Source organism: Sphingomonas lenta, assembly GCF_002288825.1.
Taxonomy (GTDB): Bacteria; Pseudomonadota; Alphaproteobacteria; order Sphingomonadales; family Sphingomonadaceae; genus Sphingomonas; species Sphingomonas lenta.
Map to the genome: position 1 here is coordinate 280,616 of NZ_NSLI01000001.1, position 17,170 is coordinate 297,785.

At 70.2% G+C, this 17,170-nt stretch carries 20 protein-coding genes; 13 read left to right on the forward strand and 7 right to left on the reverse strand.

The window, feature by feature from the left end:
- Nucleotides 1-5 precede the first annotated feature (5 nt).
- The 3 genes from CKY28_RS01305 to CKY28_RS01315 are packed head-to-tail and all read left to right on the forward strand — an operon-like array spanning nucleotide 6 to nucleotide 1,611.
- A complete protein-coding gene (locus tag CKY28_RS01305; RefSeq protein WP_095996527.1) occupies nucleotides 6-794 on the forward strand; it encodes a LysR family transcriptional regulator in 789 nt (262 codons plus the stop codon).
- A complete protein-coding gene (locus CKY28_RS01310; protein ID WP_245841485.1) occupies nucleotides 791-1,318 on the forward strand; it encodes a GNAT family N-acetyltransferase in 528 nt (175 codons plus the stop codon). Before CKY28_RS01305 ends, CKY28_RS01310 begins: the two co-directional genes overlap by 4 nt.
- A 44-nt stretch (nucleotides 1,319-1,362) precedes the next feature.
- Nucleotides 1,363-1,611, forward strand: a complete 249-nt coding sequence (locus CKY28_RS01315) for a hypothetical protein (RefSeq protein ID WP_095996529.1) — start codon at nucleotides 1,363-1,365, stop codon at nucleotides 1,609-1,611.
- Here CKY28_RS01315 and CKY28_RS01320 read toward each other — a convergent pair.
- Nucleotides 1,608-2,450, reverse strand: a complete 843-nt coding sequence (locus tag CKY28_RS01320; RefSeq protein WP_095996530.1) for an ABC transporter permease — start codon at nucleotides 2,448-2,450, stop codon at nucleotides 1,608-1,610. The two genes, CKY28_RS01315 and CKY28_RS01320, sit on opposite strands and share 4 nt — an antisense overlap.
- Before the next feature lie 69 nt (nucleotides 2,451-2,519).
- Here CKY28_RS01320 and CKY28_RS01325 point away from each other — a divergent pair, with 69 nt between their 5' ends.
- Nucleotides 2,520-3,188 carry a GcrA family cell cycle regulator gene (locus tag CKY28_RS01325; protein ID WP_095996531.1) on the forward strand — a complete coding sequence of 223 codons (669 nt, stop codon included), beginning with the start codon at nucleotides 2,520-2,522 and terminating at the stop codon, nucleotides 3,186-3,188.
- A gap of 238 nt (nucleotides 3,189-3,426) precedes the next feature.
- A complete protein-coding gene (gene parE, locus CKY28_RS01330) occupies nucleotides 3,427-5,415 on the forward strand; it encodes a DNA topoisomerase IV subunit B (protein ID WP_095996532.1) in 1,989 nt (662 codons plus the stop codon).
- 99 nt (nucleotides 5,416-5,514) lie between these two features.
- Here the strand turns inward: parE and CKY28_RS01335 are convergent, their stop codons facing one another.
- The gene (locus CKY28_RS01335) at nucleotides 5,515-5,772 is read right to left on the reverse strand and encodes an HU family DNA-binding protein (protein ID WP_176472910.1); all 258 of its coding nucleotides are present in this window, start codon (nucleotides 5,770-5,772) and stop codon (nucleotides 5,515-5,517) included.
- A 103-nt stretch (nucleotides 5,773-5,875) separates the two neighbouring features.
- On the opposite strand from CKY28_RS01335, the gene CKY28_RS01340 reads away from it, so the two are divergent.
- The 6 genes from CKY28_RS01340 to queE all read left to right on the forward strand — a co-directional run bounded on the left by CKY28_RS01340 (nucleotide 5,876) and on the right by queE (nucleotide 11,963).
- Complete coding sequence (locus CKY28_RS01340; RefSeq protein ID WP_095996534.1) at nucleotides 5,876-7,072, forward strand: hypothetical protein; 1,197 nt, start codon at nucleotides 5,876-5,878, stop codon at nucleotides 7,070-7,072.
- A gap of 117 nt (nucleotides 7,073-7,189) precedes the next feature.
- A complete protein-coding gene (locus CKY28_RS01345) occupies nucleotides 7,190-8,380 on the forward strand; it encodes an aspartate aminotransferase family protein (protein WP_095996535.1) in 1,191 nt (396 codons plus the stop codon).
- 156 nt (nucleotides 8,381-8,536) lie between these two features.
- Nucleotides 8,537-9,436 (forward strand): ornithine carbamoyltransferase, encoded by a 900-nt coding sequence (gene argF, locus CKY28_RS01350; protein ID WP_095996536.1) that lies wholly within the window; start codon nucleotides 8,537-8,539, stop codon nucleotides 9,434-9,436.
- A 135-nt stretch (nucleotides 9,437-9,571) separates the two neighbouring features.
- Nucleotides 9,572-10,483 (forward strand): Hsp33 family molecular chaperone HslO, encoded by a 912-nt coding sequence (gene hslO, locus CKY28_RS01355; RefSeq protein WP_095996537.1) that lies wholly within the window; start codon nucleotides 9,572-9,574, stop codon nucleotides 10,481-10,483.
- A gap of 164 nt (nucleotides 10,484-10,647) precedes the next feature.
- Nucleotides 10,648-11,334, forward strand: coding sequence for a 7-cyano-7-deazaguanine synthase QueC (queC, locus tag CKY28_RS01360; protein WP_095996538.1), 687 nt, complete (start codon nucleotides 10,648-10,650; stop codon nucleotides 11,332-11,334).
- Complete coding sequence (gene queE / locus CKY28_RS01365; RefSeq protein WP_095996539.1) at nucleotides 11,331-11,963, forward strand: 7-carboxy-7-deazaguanine synthase; 633 nt, start codon at nucleotides 11,331-11,333, stop codon at nucleotides 11,961-11,963. The genes queC and queE overlap by 4 nt, the downstream gene beginning before the upstream one ends.
- A gap of 150 nt (nucleotides 11,964-12,113) precedes the next feature.
- Here queE and CKY28_RS01370 read toward each other — a convergent pair whose 3' ends face one another.
- The 3 genes from CKY28_RS01370 to lipB form a co-directional block, all read right to left on the reverse strand.
- A complete protein-coding gene (locus CKY28_RS01370) occupies nucleotides 12,114-12,818 on the reverse strand; it encodes a hypothetical protein (protein ID WP_095996540.1) in 705 nt (234 codons plus the stop codon).
- A gap of 166 nt (nucleotides 12,819-12,984) precedes the next feature.
- A complete protein-coding gene (locus tag CKY28_RS01375) occupies nucleotides 12,985-13,281 on the reverse strand; it encodes a hypothetical protein (protein WP_095996541.1) in 297 nt (98 codons plus the stop codon).
- Nucleotides 13,282-13,373: 92 nt separating this feature from the next.
- Nucleotides 13,374-14,036 (reverse strand): lipoyl(octanoyl) transferase LipB, encoded by a 663-nt coding sequence (gene lipB, locus CKY28_RS01380; protein WP_095996542.1) that lies wholly within the window; start codon nucleotides 14,034-14,036, stop codon nucleotides 13,374-13,376.
- Between the two features lie 104 nt (nucleotides 14,037-14,140).
- Here lipB and CKY28_RS01385 point away from each other — a divergent pair, with 104 nt between their 5' ends.
- Both CKY28_RS01385 and CKY28_RS01390 read left to right on the forward strand, forming a co-directional pair.
- Nucleotides 14,141-14,995 (forward strand): hypothetical protein, encoded by an 855-nt coding sequence (locus CKY28_RS01385; protein WP_095996543.1) that lies wholly within the window; start codon nucleotides 14,141-14,143, stop codon nucleotides 14,993-14,995.
- The gene (locus tag CKY28_RS01390; protein WP_095996544.1) at nucleotides 14,995-15,729 is read left to right on the forward strand and encodes a hypothetical protein; all 735 of its coding nucleotides are present in this window, start codon (nucleotides 14,995-14,997) and stop codon (nucleotides 15,727-15,729) included. The genes CKY28_RS01385 and CKY28_RS01390 overlap by 1 nt, the downstream gene beginning before the upstream one ends.
- On the opposite strand, the gene CKY28_RS01395 is transcribed toward CKY28_RS01390, so the two are convergent.
- The gene (locus CKY28_RS01395) at nucleotides 15,705-16,301 is read right to left on the reverse strand and encodes a GNAT family N-acetyltransferase (protein WP_176472911.1); all 597 of its coding nucleotides are present in this window, start codon (nucleotides 16,299-16,301) and stop codon (nucleotides 15,705-15,707) included. The genes CKY28_RS01390 and CKY28_RS01395 overlap by 25 nt on opposite strands.
- Nucleotides 16,292-17,146 carry an oxygen-dependent coproporphyrinogen oxidase gene (gene hemF / locus CKY28_RS01400; RefSeq protein ID WP_095996545.1) on the reverse strand — a complete coding sequence of 285 codons (855 nt, stop codon included), beginning with the start codon at nucleotides 17,144-17,146 and terminating at the stop codon, nucleotides 16,292-16,294. Before hemF ends, CKY28_RS01395 begins: the two co-directional genes overlap by 10 nt.
- Between the last annotated feature and the right edge of the window lie 24 nt (nucleotides 17,147-17,170).

Genomic DNA, 17,170 nt, shown 5'->3' on the forward strand with positions numbered 1-17,170 from the left:
GCGGGTTGAAGCGGACGCACCTGCCGCTCAACGGCCTGCGCGTGCTCGACGCGGCGGCGCGGCACCTGAGCTTCACGCGCGCGGCGGACGAGCTGGCGGTTACGCCGGCGGCGGTGGGGCAGCAGATCCGCGCGCTGGAGGACACGCTGGGCGTGGTGCTGTTCCGCCGAACCGCGCGCGGGCTGGAGCTGACGCCGGAGGCGGACGCGGGGCTGCAGGCGTTGCGCGGCGGGTTCATGCGCTTCGAGGAGGCGGTGGCGGCGATGCAGGCCGGCCAATCCTCCAAGGCGCTGACGATCGCCGCCCCGCGCGACCTGACGGGCAAGTGGCTGCTGCCGAAGCTGGCGGCGATCGCGGCGGCGGACGGCGACATGCGCTTCGCCGTCATGGCCGATGAGGGCGTGGACTTCACGGAGGCGAACCTCGACCTGGCGATACGCTGGGGCGAGGGGCCGGGCGGGCTGGAGGGCGAGGCGCTCGAGTCGGACGGGTTCGTGACGGTGGCGCGGCCGGGCGGCGGGGCGGACCTCGCGATCGGCTGGCCGGGCTCGCCGGACGAGGACGCGACCGCGCCGGTGCGTCTGGGCGACGCGGGGCTGGCGATCGACGCCGCGGCGGCGGGGCTGGGGCGGGCGACGGTGCCGGAGCTGCTGGCGCGCGCCGACATCGCGGGCGGCCGCGTGGAAGTGTTGGGCGAGGCGCGGCCGTCGCGGCTCGGCTATTGGCTCGTCGCGCCCGTGCCGCAATGGCGGCAGAAGAAGGTGCGCGCGCTGGTCGACGCGCTGGCGGGGTGAGCGCCGAGTTCGAGAGCGAGCGGCTGCGGTTCAGGCCGCAACGGATCGAGGACGCGGAGGCGCTGCACGAGGCGTATCGGGACGAGGCGCTCATGCGCTACTGGTCCAGCGCGCCGCATCGGACGCTGGACGACACGGTCGCATACCTGACGCCGAGCGGCGAGGGGCGGGGCTGGTCGATCGTCGCGAAGGAGACGGGCGAGGTGACCGGCACGCTGTTCACCAGCGAGCGGCGGTCGGGCGTGTCCGAGATCGGTTACCTGCTCGTGCGGCGGCACTGGGGACGCGGCTATGCGCGCGAAGCGGTGGCGCGGCTGCTCGACCTGCTGTTCCTGGAGGAGGGGCGCCGGCGCGTCTTCGCCGACACCGATCCGGAGAACGGACCCTCGATCCGGCTGCTCGAGTCGCTTGGCTTCAGGCGCGAAGGACTGCTCCGGGCCGAGTGGGAGACGCATATCGGCGTGCGGGATAGCGTCGTCTGGGGGCTCTTGCGCGACGAGTGGAAAGCGCGGTGGCAACCTTAGCGCGACGCGGCCTGTTGTCGGCTCAAGCTTCCGAGGAGTCGAGCATGTCCCTGAAACTCATCTCGTCGAGCGTCGCGGCGCTCGCGCTCGCGGCGGCCCCCGTCGCGGCGGCCGCGAACCCGGCGGCGAGCCTGTCGCTCTCGCAGATACGGACGGCGAGCGCCACGAGCGGCGATAGCGAGCTCAGCGCGCCCGGCGCGGCGATCGGCCTTATATTGTCGGCGCTGGTGATCGCGGGCGGCATCTACCTCGTCGTGGACGACGAGGACGAGGATGAGCCTGACAGCCCCTAGCTCTTCAGCTTCCAGCCGCGGCGGAGCAGCTGGTAGCACAGCACCGCAAGCGCCGCGTCGATCGCCAGGATCACGAAGCTGCCGAGCGCCACGGGCGAGTCGGCGATGCCGAGGAAGCCGTAGCGGAAGCCGCTGATCACGTAGAAGAACGGGTTGGCGTGGCTGACCGCGCGGAAGGCGGGCGCGAGCGCGTCGACCGAGTAGAAGGTGCCCGACAGCAGCGACAGGGGTGCCACGACGAAGTTCGTCACCGCGGCGGCGTGGTCGAACTTCTCCGCCCAGATCGAGGTGAGAACGCCGAGCAGCGCGAGAAACGTCGAGCCCAGCAGGCCGAACCACAGCACCGCCCAGAAGTGCCGCGGCGTGACGTCGACGCCCGGCCACAGCGCCATCGCGAGCCACACCGCCGCGCCGACCAGGAACGCGCGCGTCACCGCGCCGCCGACCAGCCCCGCCAGCAGCTCGCCGGTGGAGAGCGGCGGCTGGAGATAGTCGACGATCGTGCCCTGTATCTTGCCGACCAGCAGCGAGAAGCTGGAGTTGGCGAAGGCGTTGGTGAGCATGCCCATGACGATGAGCCCGGGCGCGATGAAGTCGGCGAAAGGCACGGGGCGGCCCTGGAGCACCACCTCGTGCCGGGCGCCCAGCGCGACGGTGAAGATGACGAGATAGAGCAACGTCGTGATCGCGGGCGCCCAGATCGTCTGGAGCTGCACCTTGAAGAAACGGCGCACCTCCTTAACATAGAGCGTCTTCAAGCCGCCCCAGTTGACGTTCCGGATGACGGGCTCGCCGGGGGCGTGGCGAACCATTGACTTGTCGACGGGGTGGCTGCTCATCGGCGGCGGGACTAGACCCCGTCATCCGGGCCGGCAACGCCCTTTCTCTTTATACTGGAACATGAGCGGATGAGCTGGACCGACGAGCGGATCGAGGCGCTGAAGGCGATGTGGGAGGCGGGCAAGACCGCCAGCCAGATCGCCGACGAGCTGGGCGGGGTGAGCCGCAACGCGGTGATCGGCAAGGCCCACCGCTTGGGCCTCCAGGCGCGTCCCTCGCCCGTGAAGCCGAACGAGGTCGCGGCGGAGCCGGCCGCGGCCGAGCCCGTCGCCGCCGCGCCCGAGCCGGACGTCGCGCCTTGGGAGGAGCCCGAGCCCGATCCGGAACCCGAGCCGGTCCGCGCCGCGCCGCCCGCTCCGGCCGCCGTGCCGCCCACGCCCGAGCCGAAGCGCGACGCCGAGCCGGTGCTGCGCTCCGTCGGCCCCGGCGGCTTCGTGCGTCAAGCGCCGGGCGAGCAGCAGCCCCCGATCGCGCCTGCGCCGCCGCGCCGCCTGGTCCCCGCCAAGCCTTCGCCGGAGATCGCGGGCAAGACGACGCTGCTCGACCTGAACGACCGCGTGTGCAAGTGGCCGCTCGGGCATCCAGGAGAGCCGGACTTCCACTTCTGCGGCGAGAAGGTGAATCCCGGGTTCCCGTATTGCGTGGAGCATTGCGGGCACGCGTACCAGGCGCAGATGCCGCGCCGGGACCGCAGGCCGCCGCCGCCCCTGCCGTTCGGGGGTCCGCGCGTCCGCTAAGGGCGGCGTAGCCGCGGTCCCAAGCGCGGCCGGCCTCGCCATAGCGAGGGCCGACGACGCGGCTTCGCTGCGGCGCTGGTGGTGAACAGCTTCGGGCTCGAGGTGCCTGCTGCTCTTCAGGCGGACGCCGCGGCGAAGCCGCGTCGTCGGTCCTAGCTGAAGCTAGGCCGGCCGGGCTTGGGCGTCTCGTTGCCAGCTTTTGCTGGCAAACGTGCGCCCTGCGCCCTAAGTTCCCCTTATGTCCACATCGCCTTCCGACCTCTTCTCCACCGCGACGCCCCAAGCGAGCAACTACGACGCCTCCGCCATCGAGGTGCTTGAAGGGCTGGAGCCCGTCCGCCGGCGGCCGGGCATGTATGTGGGCGGCACCGACGAGCGTGCGCTGCACCACCTCGCGGCCGAGGTGCTCGACAATGCGATGGACGAGGCTGTCGCGGGCCATGCGACGCGGATCGAGGTGGTGCTGGAGCCCGGCAACCGGCTGACGATCACCGACAACGGCCGCGGCATCCCCGTCGACCCGCATCCCAAATTCCCCGACAAATCGGCGCTGGAGGTGATCCTCTCCACGCTCCACTCGGGTGGCAAGTTCACGGGCAAGGCGTACGCCACGTCGGGCGGCCTGCACGGGGTGGGCGTCAGCGTCGTCAACGCGCTATCGGTCGACACGGTCGTGGAGGTCGCGCGCGAGCGGAAGCTGTACCGTCAGCGCTTTAGCCAGGGCCGCACCTTGGGGCCGCTGGAGGAGGTAGGCGCGGCGCCCAACCGGCGCGGCACCACCGTCGCGTTTACGCCCGACCCAGAGATCTTCGGGCCGGAACTGCACTTCAAGCCCGCGCGCCTGTACCGGCTGGCGCGGTCCAAGGCGTACCTGTTCGCGGGCGTCGAGATCAGGTGGCGGTGCGCGCCCGAGCTCCTGACCGACGACACGCCGGCCGAGGCGGTGTTTCAGTTCCCGGGCGGGCTCGCCGACCACCTGCGCGAGCAGCTGGGCGGGCGCGAGTGCGCCACCGCCGACTTCTTCGCGGGCTCGCAGGACTTTCCGAACGAGCAGGGCCGCGTCGAGTGGGCGGTCGCGTGGCCGTTGTGGAGCGACGGCAGCTATAGCTGGTACTGCAACACCATTCCGACGCCCGACGGCGGCACGCACGAGCAGGGGCTGCGCCAGGCGCTGGTCCGCGGCCTTCGCCAGTTCGGCGAGCTGGTCGGCAACAAACGCGCCAAGGAGCTGACGGCGGACGACGTCATGGTGGGCTCCGAGCTGATGCTCTCCGTCTTCATCCGCGACCCGCAGTTCCAGTCGCAGACCAAGGACCGGCTTACCTCTCCGGAAGCGGCGGGGTTGGTCGAGCGCGCGGTGCGCGACCATTTCGACCATTGGCTCGGCCACAACATGGAGCGCGGGCGCGCGCTGCTCGGCTATGTTCTCGACAAGCTCGACGAGCGGCTGCGGCGCAAGCAGGAGCGCGAGGTCAAGCGCAAGTCGGCGACCGCCGGGCGCAAGCTTCGGCTGCCGGGCAAGCTCACCGACTGCTCATCGGACGCGCCGGAGGGGACCGAGCTGTTCATCGTAGAGGGTGACTCGGCGGGCGGCTCGGCCAAGCAGGCGCGCGACCGCAAGACGCAGGCGATCCTGCCGATCCGCGGCAAGATCCTGAACGTGGCGTCGGCGACGAGCGCCAAGATCCTGGCGAACCAGGAGATCGCCGACTTGATCCAGGCGCTGGGCTGCGGGACGCGCAAGGACTGCGACCCGAGCGCGCTCCGCTACGACCGCATCGTCATCATGACGGACGCGGACGTGGACGGCGCGCATATCGCGACGCTGCTGATGACATTCTTCTTTCAGGAGATGCCGGACCTGGTGCGGCGCGGGCATCTCTACCTCGCGCAGCCGCCGCTCTATCGCCTGACCGCCGGGGCCAAGTCGCTCTATGCCCGCGACGACGCGCACCGCGCCGAGATCGAACGCACCGCGTTCCGCGGCAAGAAGGTCGAGGTGTCGCGCTTCAAGGGCCTGGGCGAGATGAACCCCGCCCAGCTGCGCGAGACGACGATGGACCCGGCGACGCGTTCGATGATCCGCATCACCTTGCCGCAGGAATATGAGGAGCGTGCGGGCGTGAAGGACTTGGTCGATCGCCTGATGGGCAACAACCCCGCCCACCGCTTCGCCTTCATCCAGGAGAACGCGGCGCGGCTGGAGGACGAGGCCATCGACGCCTGAGCGGCACGCGGACAGCAAAGCTGTTCGCGAGACCGCGAAGGCCGGCCGGCCTCGCTCTAGCGAGGACCGACGACGCGGCTTCGCCGCGGCGCTACGCGTTTACCCGTTCAGCTTGCCATCCATCGTGCTCGATGGCGTCAGCACCAGCTTGCCCTTGCGGGGCGAGTCCTTGGCCTGTTTCGGCCCGCGGCGCTTGAGCCCGCGCTTGAACGTGCCGAACGAGCCGACCACGACCTTGTCGTCCTCAGCCACTCGGTCGACGATCGCCTCGAACGCGGCGTCGAGGACGCGGCGGACGTCCTTCTCGTCCAGCTGTTCGCGTTCGGCGACGTGGGCGACGAGTTCGAGATGCGTCAACGCGGCCTCCTCTGATGGTGCGTCCCGGACAAAGCGCGAGGCGGTGATTGGATGCGCCTGCAGGCGATGCTAAGTCGCGACTCCTAGCCGGAGGTCCCCGCCCATGACCCTGCTCGCCGTGATCGCGTTGCTTCAAGCCGCTCCCGCCCAGGCCGAGGGACGCGAGGTCGTCGTCACCGCCAGGCCGCTGGCCGACACGGAGCGGGCGTGGCTCGACTGCATGGCGCGCAAGTGCCCGCCTGACCAGGAGATCGCGGCCGCCGTCGCGCACGCGGAGAACCAGTTCGTCGCGGGCGACTACAAGGCGGCGCGCGGCACGCTGCTGCGCACGATCGGCCATGTCCGCGGGCGCGAGCGGGAGTTTCCCGTGGAGATCGGCAACATCTGGCGCGGGAAGTCGCGCATCGACGCGCACCTGGGCGAAGGCGACCGGTCCAGGATCGCGGCGAGCGAGTCGTTGCTCGCGCTCAAGGCCGGGTTGCCCGACGACGATCCGCGCGTCTTCGCGCAGCGGATCGAGCTCGGCGACAATCTCGTCCAGATGGGGCGTTTCCGCCAGGGACTGGCGATCTACGAGGGCGTGGCGCGCCGCGCGCGGTCGCTGGACCGCCCCGTGTTCGAAGGTCACGCGCTGCTCCGGATCGCGTCGATCTGGACGGGCGCGGCGGCGGGGCGGGTCCGGTCGGCGGCCGCGGAGCAGGAGGCGCGGCGCGCGATCGGCGAGCTGTCACGCCTGACCGGGCCGGGGGTGGCCGCCTTTCGGGAAGCGGCCGGGTTGTTGGAGGCGAAGCTCGCCGCGAGGAACGGCGACCCGGCGGCGATCGATCGCTTGATCGCGCGCTTGGCCGCGCGTTCCAGCGAGCGGCCGCTGCTGGTCTACTCGCCGCCGATCGACCCGTTCGCGCCGGGCATGGCGCCGGTAACGGTCAATGGTCTCCAGGACCCGCTAACCGGAGTGCGCAGCAGCACGGGGCCGGTCCGCACCGACGTCTTCGAGAAGCAGTGGATCGACGTCGGCTTCCGCATCGCGCCCGACGGCACCGTCAAGGACGCGGAGATGCTGCGGGGCAGCGACGAGCTCCAGCCGCTGTGGGTCGAGCCCGTGCTGCGCCAGGTGCGCGGCCGGCGCTACGCCCCGCTCAGGACGGCGGGGGCGGACGCTCCCGGCCTGTTCCGAGTGGAGCGCGTCACGTTCACGTCGGACTATTTCGTCCCGACGGGCACGCGTATTCGGATGCGCAGCGGCGAGCCGCGCATCATCGTCACCGACCTGACGGCGGACGCGCCGCCCAGCGGTTGACGCTCGGGCGCGGCGGTCCGTATTAGGCGGGTCGGGCGGCCTCGGGATCCCAGCAAAGTACTGCTTTGCTGGGTGCCCCGAGCGGGCCGCCTTTCCCGTTTCAGGAGGACCGCCGCCGTGGCCATCACCCCGCTCATGCCCGTCTATCCCCGCTGCGGGGTCAGGCCGGTGCGAGGCGAGGGGTGCTACCTCTATGGCGAGGACGGGACGCGGTATCTCGACTTCGCCAGCGGCATCGCGGTGAACGCGCTGGGGCACGGCCACCCCAAGCTGGTGGACGCGATCGCGCGCCAAGCCGCGACGCTGATGCACGTGTCGAACCTGTACGGGTCGCCTCAGGGGGAGCACCTGGCGCAACGGCTGGTGGACTCGACCTTCGCCGACACGGTGTTCTTCACCAACTCGGGCGCGGAAGCGGTAGAGTGCGCGATCAAGACGGCGCGGCGCTACCATTTCGCGAACGGCAACCCGCAGCGGCATGACCTGATCACGTTCAACAACGCTTTCCACGGACGCACGATCGGCACGATCTCGGCGGCGAACCAGGATAAGCTCCGGAACGGCTTCGAGCCGCTGCTGCCGGGGTTTAAGTACGCGCCGTTCGACGATCTCGACGCGGCGCTGGCGCTGGTGGACGAGCATACGGCGGGCTTCTTGGTCGAGCCGATCCAGGGCGAGGGCGGCGTCCGGCCCGCGTCCGAGGCGTTCCTGAAGGGGCTGCGCGAGGCGGCGGACAGCCAAGGGCTGCTGCTCGTGCTCGACGAGGTGCAGTGCGGCTACGGGCGCACGGGCCGCTTCTTCGCGCACGAGCTGTACGGCGTTATGCCCGACATCATGGCGGTGGCGAAGGGGATCGGCGGCGGCTTCCCGCTCGGCGCGTGCCTGGCGACCGAGGAGGCCGCCAAGGGCATGATCGCGGGTACGCACGGATCGACCTATGGCGGCAACCCGCTGGCGATGGCGGCGGGCGAGGCGGTGCTCGACGTGATCCTGGAGCCCGGCTTCCTAAGCCATGTCGAGGAGATGGGGCGGCGGTTGCGCGGGGCGCTGGAGCAGATGATCCCGAACCACGACGGGCTGTTCGACCATGTGCGCGGGCACGGGCTGATGCTGGGCATCAAACTCAAGAGCGACAGCCGCGCTTTCGTGGCGCACGCGCGCGATAATCATCAGTTGCTGCTCGTCGCGGCGGGTGAGAACGTCGTGCGCGTGCTCCCGCCGCTCGTCATCGACGAGAGCCACATCGCGGAGTGCGTGGAGAAGCTGAGCGAGGCGGCGCGGGTGTATGTGCCGGCGGCGGATGATTAAGGTCGCTCAAATCCTCCCCCGCAACGCAGTTGCGGGGGAGGGGGACCGCTCGCGTAGCGAGTGGTGGAGGGGGTATGACGGGAAACCGCATCCCGTTGTTCCCCCTCCACCAGCCTTCGGCTGGTCCCCCTCCCCCGCTGTAAGCGGGAGAGGAACATGAACGAGCGGCACTTCTTAAACTTCTCTGACGTTGGTTCGAAGGGCTTGCGCGCGATCCTCGCCGACGCGCTGGAGCGCAAGCGGGCGCGGGCGGGGTGGCCCAAGGGGCGGGTGGACGCCGACGCGCCGCTCCGCGACCGCGTGCTGGCCATGGTGTTCGAGAAGAACTCGACGCGCACGAGGGTGAGCTTCGACATGGCGATCCGGCAGCTCGGCGGGACGTCGATCGTCAGCGACGCGGGCAGCATGCAGCTCGGACGCGGCGAGACGGTGGCGGACACCGCGCGCGTGCTGTCGGGGTATGTCGACGCGGTGATGCTCAGGACCGACGACCACGCCAAGCTCGAGGAGCTGGCGGCGCACGCGTCGGTGCCTGTCATCAACGGCCTGACCGACGCGTCGCACCCGTGCCAGATCGTCGCGGACCTGCTGACGATCCTGGAGACGGGGCGGGCGTTAGAGGGGCTGAAAGTCGCGTGGCTCGGCGACGGCAACAACGTGCTCGCGTCCTTCTACGAAGCGGGGCGGCTGCTCGGGTTCGACGTCGTCGCGGCCTGCCCAGAGAAGTATCGGCTGGCAGGCGATGGCGCGATTGTCGCGGACCCGCGCGAGGCGGTGGCGGGCGCGGACGTGGTCGTGACCGACACCTGGATCTCCATGGGCCAGGCGCACGCCCACGCGAAGCTCGCCGCGATGACGCCGTACCAGGTGACGGCCGCGCTGATGGCGGAGGCCAAGCCGGACGCGGTGTTCCTCCACTGCCTCCCCGCGCACCGCGGCGAGGAGGTGGCCGCCGAGGTGATCGACGGGCCGCGGTCGCTGATCTGGGCGGAGGCGGAGAACCGGCTGCACGCGCAGAAGTCGATCCTGCGCTGGTGCTTCGGGCAGGTTGGTTGATCGGGAGGTGGCGACACCTATTTAGGTCCCGTTCCCCTCATCCCCGTTCGCGCTGAGCTCGTCGAAGCGCCGTTCTTTCCGCCACCGTGGGAAGGAGAGTACGGGGCTTCGACAGGCTCAGCCCGAACGGTGTTTATGCAGGACTCGAACAATCTCGACCTCGACCGCGCGCTCGGTTTCGCGATCCCGTCGCGCAGCGCGCGGGGGCGTATCGTGCGCTTGGGAGCGGTGCTCGACCGCGTGCTGTCCGCGCACGCCTATCCGCCCGCGATCGAGGCGCTGCTCGCCGAGGCGCTGACGCTGGCCGCGCTGATGGGTTCGACGCTCAAGGACCCCTCGGGCCAGATGACGATGCAGGCGCAGACCAAGGACGGCGTCGTCAGCCTGCTCGTCTGCGACTACAAGGGCGGCGAGCTGCGCGGTTACGCCCAGTTCGACGAAGAGCGGCTGGCTGAGCTGCCCGCCGAGCCTTCGCTGCGCGACCTGTTCGGCGAGGGCTATCTGGCGATCACCTTCGACCTGGCGGTGACGAAGGAGCGGTACCAGGGCATCGTGCCGCTCGACGGCGCGAGCCTGTCGGAGGCGGCGCAGTATTTCTTCGTGCAGTCGGAGCAGATCCCGAGCTTCGTGCGCGTCGGCATCGACAAGCGCGGCGACGGCGCTACGGTCGCGGGCGGCCTCTTCCTCCAGCATCTGCCGGAGGGCGAGCTGGGCCGCGAGCGCCTGCACGTGCGGCTCGACCACCCGGAGTGGGAGCATGTCGCGGCGCTGGGCAACACCATGCACGCCGACGAGCTCGCCGATCCGACGGTGTCGCTGGAGACGCTAGTGTGGCGCTTGTTCCACGAGGAGGAGGGCGTGCGCACGCTGCAGTCGACCGAGCTGTCTCGCGGGTGCCGCTGTACGCCCGAGCATATCCGCGGCGTCATCGCCAAGTTCCCCATCGAGGAACGGCGCGAGATGGCGGGCGCGGACGGCATGATCACCGTCGACTGCCGCTTCTGCGCGCAGAAGTTCGCGGTCGAGGTCGGCGAGGAAATGGCCTGAACGGCCGTGGCGTTTACCGGTTCTTCACGCCTGCGCGCCTATGAAGGTGGCGTGCCCGCTCGGCACGCTTCTCTCCCTTGTCGGCAAGTCAGCCGAACTCGGCCGCTCCTCGAGGGCGGCCTTTTTCTTGCGCTCGCTCCGCCACCGGCCTAGCGCGCGCCATCATGCACGAACAGCCTCTCGCGGTCGCCCTGGTCTCGGGCGGCCTGGACTCGATGGTGTCGGCGGCGCTCGCGCGCGAAGCGGGCTATCGGCTGCTCGCGCTGTCGGTCGACTACAACCAGCGCCATCGCGTCGAGCTCGCCGCCGCCGGCCGGGTCGCGGCCGCGCTCGGCGCCGAGCGGCACGTCGTCATGCCGCTCGACCTGCGCGCGTTCGGCGGGTCGGCGCTGACCGACGATATCGCCGTGCCCAAGGACGGGCCGGGGGAGGGCATTCCCGTCACCTATGTCCCAGCGCGCAACACGATTTTCCTCTCCCTCGCGCTGGGCTGGGCGGAAGCAGCGGGCGCGCGCGACATCTGGATCGGCGTCCACTCGCTCGATTACGCCGGCTATCCAGACTGCCGGCCGGAGTTCGTGCGCGCTTTCGAGCGGCTCGCGGAGGTCGCGACCAAGGCGGGCGTCGAAGGGCGGCCGTTCCAGGTCCACGCGCCGTTGATGACCAACACCAAGGCCGACAACGTCCGCGAGGCCGCACGGCTCGGGCTCGACCTGTCGATCACCTGGTCGTGCTACGATCCCGCGCCGGGCGACCGGCATTGCGGGCTGTGTGACACGTGCCGCTTACGGATAGACGGCTTCGCGGAAGCGGGCGTGCCCGACCCGACCGACTACGCAGCCAGGCCATGAGCTACGCCGTCAAGGAGATGTTCCTGACGCTGCAGGGCGAGGGCGTGAACGCCGGTGCCCGCGCGGTGTTCGTGCGCTTCGCCGGGTGCAATCTCTGGTCGGGCCGCGAGCAGGATCGCGCGACGGCGGTTTGCCGTTTCTGCGATACGGATTTCGTCGGCGTGGATGGCGCGGGCGGCGGCAAGTTCGCCGACGCCGACGCGCTGGTCTCGGCCGTCGAGGCGCACTGGGGCGAGGGACGCGAGCGGCGCTTCGTCGTGCTGACGGGCGGCGAGCCGATGCTGCAGGTCGACGACGCGCTCGTCGGCGCGCTCCATGCGGCGGGTTTTCGAATCGCGATCGAGAGCAACGGTACGCTGCCCGCGCACCCGCGCATCGACTGGGTGTGCGTCAGCCCCAAGGCGGGGAGCGAGGTCGTCCAGCGCTCGGGCGACGAGCTCAAGCTCGTCTGGCCGCAGACGGGGATCGACCTGGACGCGCTGGAGGGCTGGCGGTTCGCGCACCGGCTGGTGCAGCCGATGGATGACGCGGACGCCGCGGCGAACCAGGACGCGGCGATCGCGCTGGTGATGGAGCGGCCGTCGTGGCGCCTGAGCCTACAGACGCACAAGCTGCTGGGGTTGAGGTGACCTAATCCTCCCCCGCAGGGGGAGGGGGACCGCTCGCCCTCTTGGGCGAGTGGTGGAGGGGCAGTTGCGAAGGACGGCTCTCGTCGCAGGCGCCCCTCCACCACGCCAGCAAGCTGGCGCGGTCCCCCTCCCCGTTCCGGGGAGGATCGGTCAGCGCGCCGCCATCGCTACCGCGGCGGGCGTTGGCCAGCCGGCGGGGCCGCACTTCTTCTCGCGCCAGTTGCCCTTCTTGTCCCAGCACACCGGGTCGAGGCGCGGACGCGAGACAGTGAGGCGGCTGAGATCGGACACCCACACGAACCGCTGCTCGCCGAAGGGGACGAGGCTGTTGCGCAGTTCCTGGATGCGCGTCTCGCTGAACTCGCCGAAATGGCCGCGCGGGGTGAAGTTCGCGTCGCGCCCGATCGCGTGCGCGGTCTGGCAGAAGCCGAACTGGCCCGAGACCGAGGAGAAGCTGGAATAGGTGCGCGTGCCGAACTGGTCGAGCGCCTTCTGGCCGTCCGCCTTGGACCTGGCGGTGCGGGCGAAATAGCCGGTCAGCGTGTCGAACGACTTCTTCAGCTCGTCGCGATGGTCGAGCAGCAGCGCGTTGTAGTTGCGCACGGTGGTGAGCGTCGGCTCGAATTGGCACTGGAGCGCGGCGACGTTGAGCGCGGCGCGCATCGTCCAGACAAGGCCGGCGCGCAGCTCTTCGGGTTTGGCGTTGGGCAGCGGCGCGGCGAGCACGCCCGGCTCGTCGCCGCGCACGGGCTGGCCGGCCAGGCTCTTGGACTTAAGAAAGAACTGCGCCTGCGCCGGGCTGGCGGCGGCGCCGACGGCCAGCAGAGCGGCGACGGCCGTACGCGACAAAGACATGGAAACCCCTCCGGACCCTAACGCGCGGAAACTAGGGCATTCCGCTCCCGGGCTCAAACGCTTCTTAACCATTTCGTCGCGTTATGCGCCGGGCGCGTCGCGCAAAGAAGAAGGGGCCGCCCGGTCGCCCGGACGGCCCCTTCGATCGGTCAACCCGACCCGCTGATTACAGCGTGTTGGTCGTGGTCGTGTTGGTGGTCGTCGTGGTGGTGTTCATCATGGTGTCGTTCGACATCATCATGTCGTTGGACATCATCATGTCGTTCGACATCATGCCGGTGTTGGTCGCACCGTCGACCGCCGTCATGTTGTCGGTCATGGTGTCCATGCCCTCGGTCGCGTTCAGGTCAGTGACCGTGGTGTTCTCGGTGGTGGCCTCGTTGTTGCCGCCGCAAGCCGAAACCAGCAGCGCAGCGCCGGCGACCATCGAGCCGGTCAGAACCTTGGAAATGAGTGCACGCATTCTGAAGCTCCCTAGATGAAGGATTTGGACGGCTGCTCGCTGGCCCCTATCACCCAAATCGGGGTGGACATTAAACGCAACGCCGCCAGCCCTCAAGCCTCCTTTTGCCGGGGGCAAGAAAGAGTTTCGAGAAAGGGCGGGAACGTTAACGCCAGGTCCATGTCGAAAGTTTCCTGGCCCATGTTAATCCCCAGCTTTTTCATGCTGGTTACGCCCGAATCGCTGATTCCGCAGGGGACAATGCCCCCGAAATGCGACAGGTCGGGCGACAGGTTAACCGAAAAGCCGTGCAGCGTTACCCAGCGCTTCACGCGCACGCCGATCGCGCCGATCTTCGCTTGCGCGTCGCCGTCCATCGTCCAGATGCCGACTCTGCCCGGCACGGCGAAGGCTTCCACGCCGGAACGCGCCAGCGCGGCGATGACCCAATTCTCCAGCGCGTGGACGAAACAGCGCACGTCGCGGCCGCGCTTCGCGAGGTCAAGCACGAGGTATCCGATCCGCTGGCCGGGACCGTGATAGGTGTACTTGCCGCCGCGGCCCGTGCGCACGACGGGGAAGCGTGGATCGCAGAGGTCGCTCTCGTCGGCGCTGGTGCCGCCGGTGTAGACGGGCGGATGCTCGAGCAGCCAGACGAGCTCACGCGCCTGGCCGGCGGCGACCGCGGCCGCCCGCGCCTCCATCTCGGTCACGGCCTCCTGATAAGGCGTCAGGCCGGCGCTGACCCGCCATTCGATGTCGGGGGGGATGTGCACGGGCGCGATGTGCGGCGGCGGCGTCCGCGATGCAACCGCGCCGGTGGCAAAGCGCCGCCGCTTGGGCTAGCGTCGCCCCGACACGCGAGCGGAGGGCGCGGCCGATGGTCAGGATCAACACGGTGTGGGACTCGGCGGTCGAGGCGGTCCGCGGGCGCGCGGGGCTGATCGCGCCGATCGCCACGGCGGCGATCTTCCTGCCCAGCGTGGCGCAGGCGGCCGTGCAGGCCTATCTCGCCCCGCAGCCCGGCGCCGTCGCCGCGGCCGGTTCCGCCGCCGTCGGCTCGCTAGTGACGATTATCGCATTGGTCGTGACCTTGTGGGGGGCGCTCGCCATCACCGCGATCACCAGCCACCCCAGCACCACCAGCGCGGACGCGACGCGCCAAGCGACGGCTCGGCTGCTGCCGCTGATCGGCGTGTCGCTGGTGATCGGATTCGCGCTGACGCTGCTCGGCCTGCCGCTGATCGCGCTCTTGATCGCGGCGGGCGTCGACTTCGAGAACATGACGCCGGGGCAGACGCCGCAGATCAGCGGCGGGCTCGGCGCGCTCGCCTTCCTCTACATGCTCGTGCTGCTCGGTCTGCTGCTCTGGATCTTCGCGCGCCTGCTGCCGCTGGTCCCGACGGTGCTGCACGAGCGGCTGGGCGTCCGCGCGATCGGCCGCGCGTTCCGCATGACCAAGGGCATGGGGCTGAAGCTGGTGGGCGTGGTGCTGCTTTACTTCATCGTGCTGATCGTCGCGAGCGGCGCGGCGCAACTCGTCTTCGGCCTCGTCGCGCGGTTCGCCCTGGGACAGGACGGCAGCGCCACCGCGCAGTTCGTCGGCGGGATCGCGAGCGCGGTCGTCGCGACGATCCTCTCCGTGCTCAGCTACGCCTTCGTGGCGCGCCTTTACGCCATGCTCAGCGGCCGCGACCTGGCGGACGTGTTCGAGGACGCGCGCAGCCCAGCCTGATGCCTATCCGTATCCAGCCGGTCCTCGCCGAGGCCTGGGCGCTGTTCCGGCGGGACCGGGACTGGCTGCTCGCGGTCGCCGGGCCGTTCCTCTTCCTCCCGTCCTTCGCGCTGGCGCTGTTCGTGCCGGCCTGGCCCGCCGCGCCGGACGGGGCGGGCCAGGCGCGCGACGCCCGCCTGCTCGCCTGGGCGGACGGGTTCACGGCCTGGGCGGGCGAGCACGGCGTCTGGTACGTGTTGGCCTATCTGGTCACCGCCTTCGGGACCGCCGCGCTCTACGCCGCCTATCTCGACCGCGCGTCCGACAGCGTCCGCGACGCGCTGGGCCGGGCGGGCGCGCTGCTGCCGCGCTACCTGTTCGCCGCCATCCTGGTCGCGATCCCGGTGGGCGCGGGGCTGTTCCTCTGGATCCTGCCCGGCGTCTACCTGATGGGACGCACCATGCTCACCGGCCCCGCGCTGCTTGCCGAGCGGCCGATCGCGGCGGCGACGGCGGTGGCCCGCTCCTTCTCGCTGACCAGCGGGGCGGGACTGCCGCTGATGGCGCTGGCAGCGATCACCATGCTGGTCGGCGTAGTCGCGGGTCAGCCCTTCCTGGCGCTCAAGGACACGGCGGGCGCGAGCCCGCTGACGGTAGCGATCGGCGCCGCCGGGGTGGCGGGCGTGTCGATGCTGACCGGCCTGGCGCAGGCACTAATCGCCGTCAGCGCCTATCGACGGCTCGTCGCCAGATAGGGGATCTGCGGAGCCGCGTCCTCCGGCAGCACGCCCAGCGCGCGCGGGTCGGGGAAGGTCTCGAGCGTCCGGCTCACGGGCGTGAAGCCCTGCGCGCGATAGAAGCCGAGCGCCTTGGGGTGGTCCAGCGTGCAGGTATGCAGCCAGACGCGCTCGGTTCCCGACCGCCAGGCGAGCTGGAGCGCGTGCGCCATCAGCCAGCGTCCGTGAGCCTGGCCGGCGAGCTCGGGTACGAGGCCGAAATAGGACAGCTCGGTCGCGCGCTCGCGGCGGAAGTCGAGCTCAAGGAAGCCGACCTCCACGCCCGCGCGGTCCTCGACGGCGTACACCTCGACGGCGGGGTCGTGGATGATCGACAGCAGCCGCGACTCGTCCATCAGCAGCCGCGAATACCAGAGCCAGGGCTCGCCGACGCGCCGGAACAGCGCGCGGTACTTGTTCGCGTCCGGCGTGCGCCAGCGGACGAGGCGAAGCGGGGAGGGCGGTAGCGGACACAGCGGCGAGCGCTCCCGCATCTCCAGCGTGGTCACGACGGTCGCGACCTCGTCCGAAGGAACGGGCGTCAGTCCCACGTCGCGACCGGCGGCAAGCTCATGAGGATCGCGTCGATATTGCCGCCCGTCTTGAGCCCGAACAGCGTACCCCGATCGTAGACGAGGTTGAACTCGGCGTAGCGCCCACGCCATGCGCGCTGCGTCGCTAGGTCGGCGTCGGTGAAGGGCGTGTGCATACGCCGGCGGACGATGCGGGGGTAGGCATTCAGGAATGCCTCGCCCACGTCGCGCGTGAAGGCGAAGTTCGCGTCGAAATCGCCTTCCAGGTGGTCGTAGAAGATGCCGCCGACGCCGCGGTGCACGCCGCGGTGGGGGATGTAGAAATACTCGTCCGCCCACTTCTTGAACCGCGGATAGTGCTCCGGGTCGTGCCGGTCGCACGCGGCGCGCAGGGTGTGGTGGAAGTCGGCCGTGTCCTCCTCGATCGGCAGCGGTGGGTTGAGATCGGCGCCGCCGCCGAACCAGCGCTTGGTGGTGACCAAGAAGCGCGTGTTCATGTGCACGGCGGGCACGTGCGGGTTGGCCATGTGCGCGACCAGGCTGATGCCGGTGGCGAAGAAGCGCGGGTCGTCGCCCGCACCGTGGATCGTGCGGCCGAACTCGCCCTCGAACGTGCCGGCCACCGTCGAGACGTTGACGCCCACCTTCTCGAACACGCGGCCCTTCATCACGCCGCGCACCCCGCCGCCGCCCGGCCCGCCGCTCGGGTCGACGCGGTCCCAGGCGACGTATTCGAACCGCGCGTCGGAACCGGCCTCTCGCTCGATAGCCTCGAACTCGGCGCAGATGCGGTCGCGGAGCGACTCGAACCAGGTGCGGGCGGCTTGCTGCTCGGCGTCGAGCGGAGCGGGAAGGGGGGACATGATCTCCTCCTGCCGTTCGTTTCG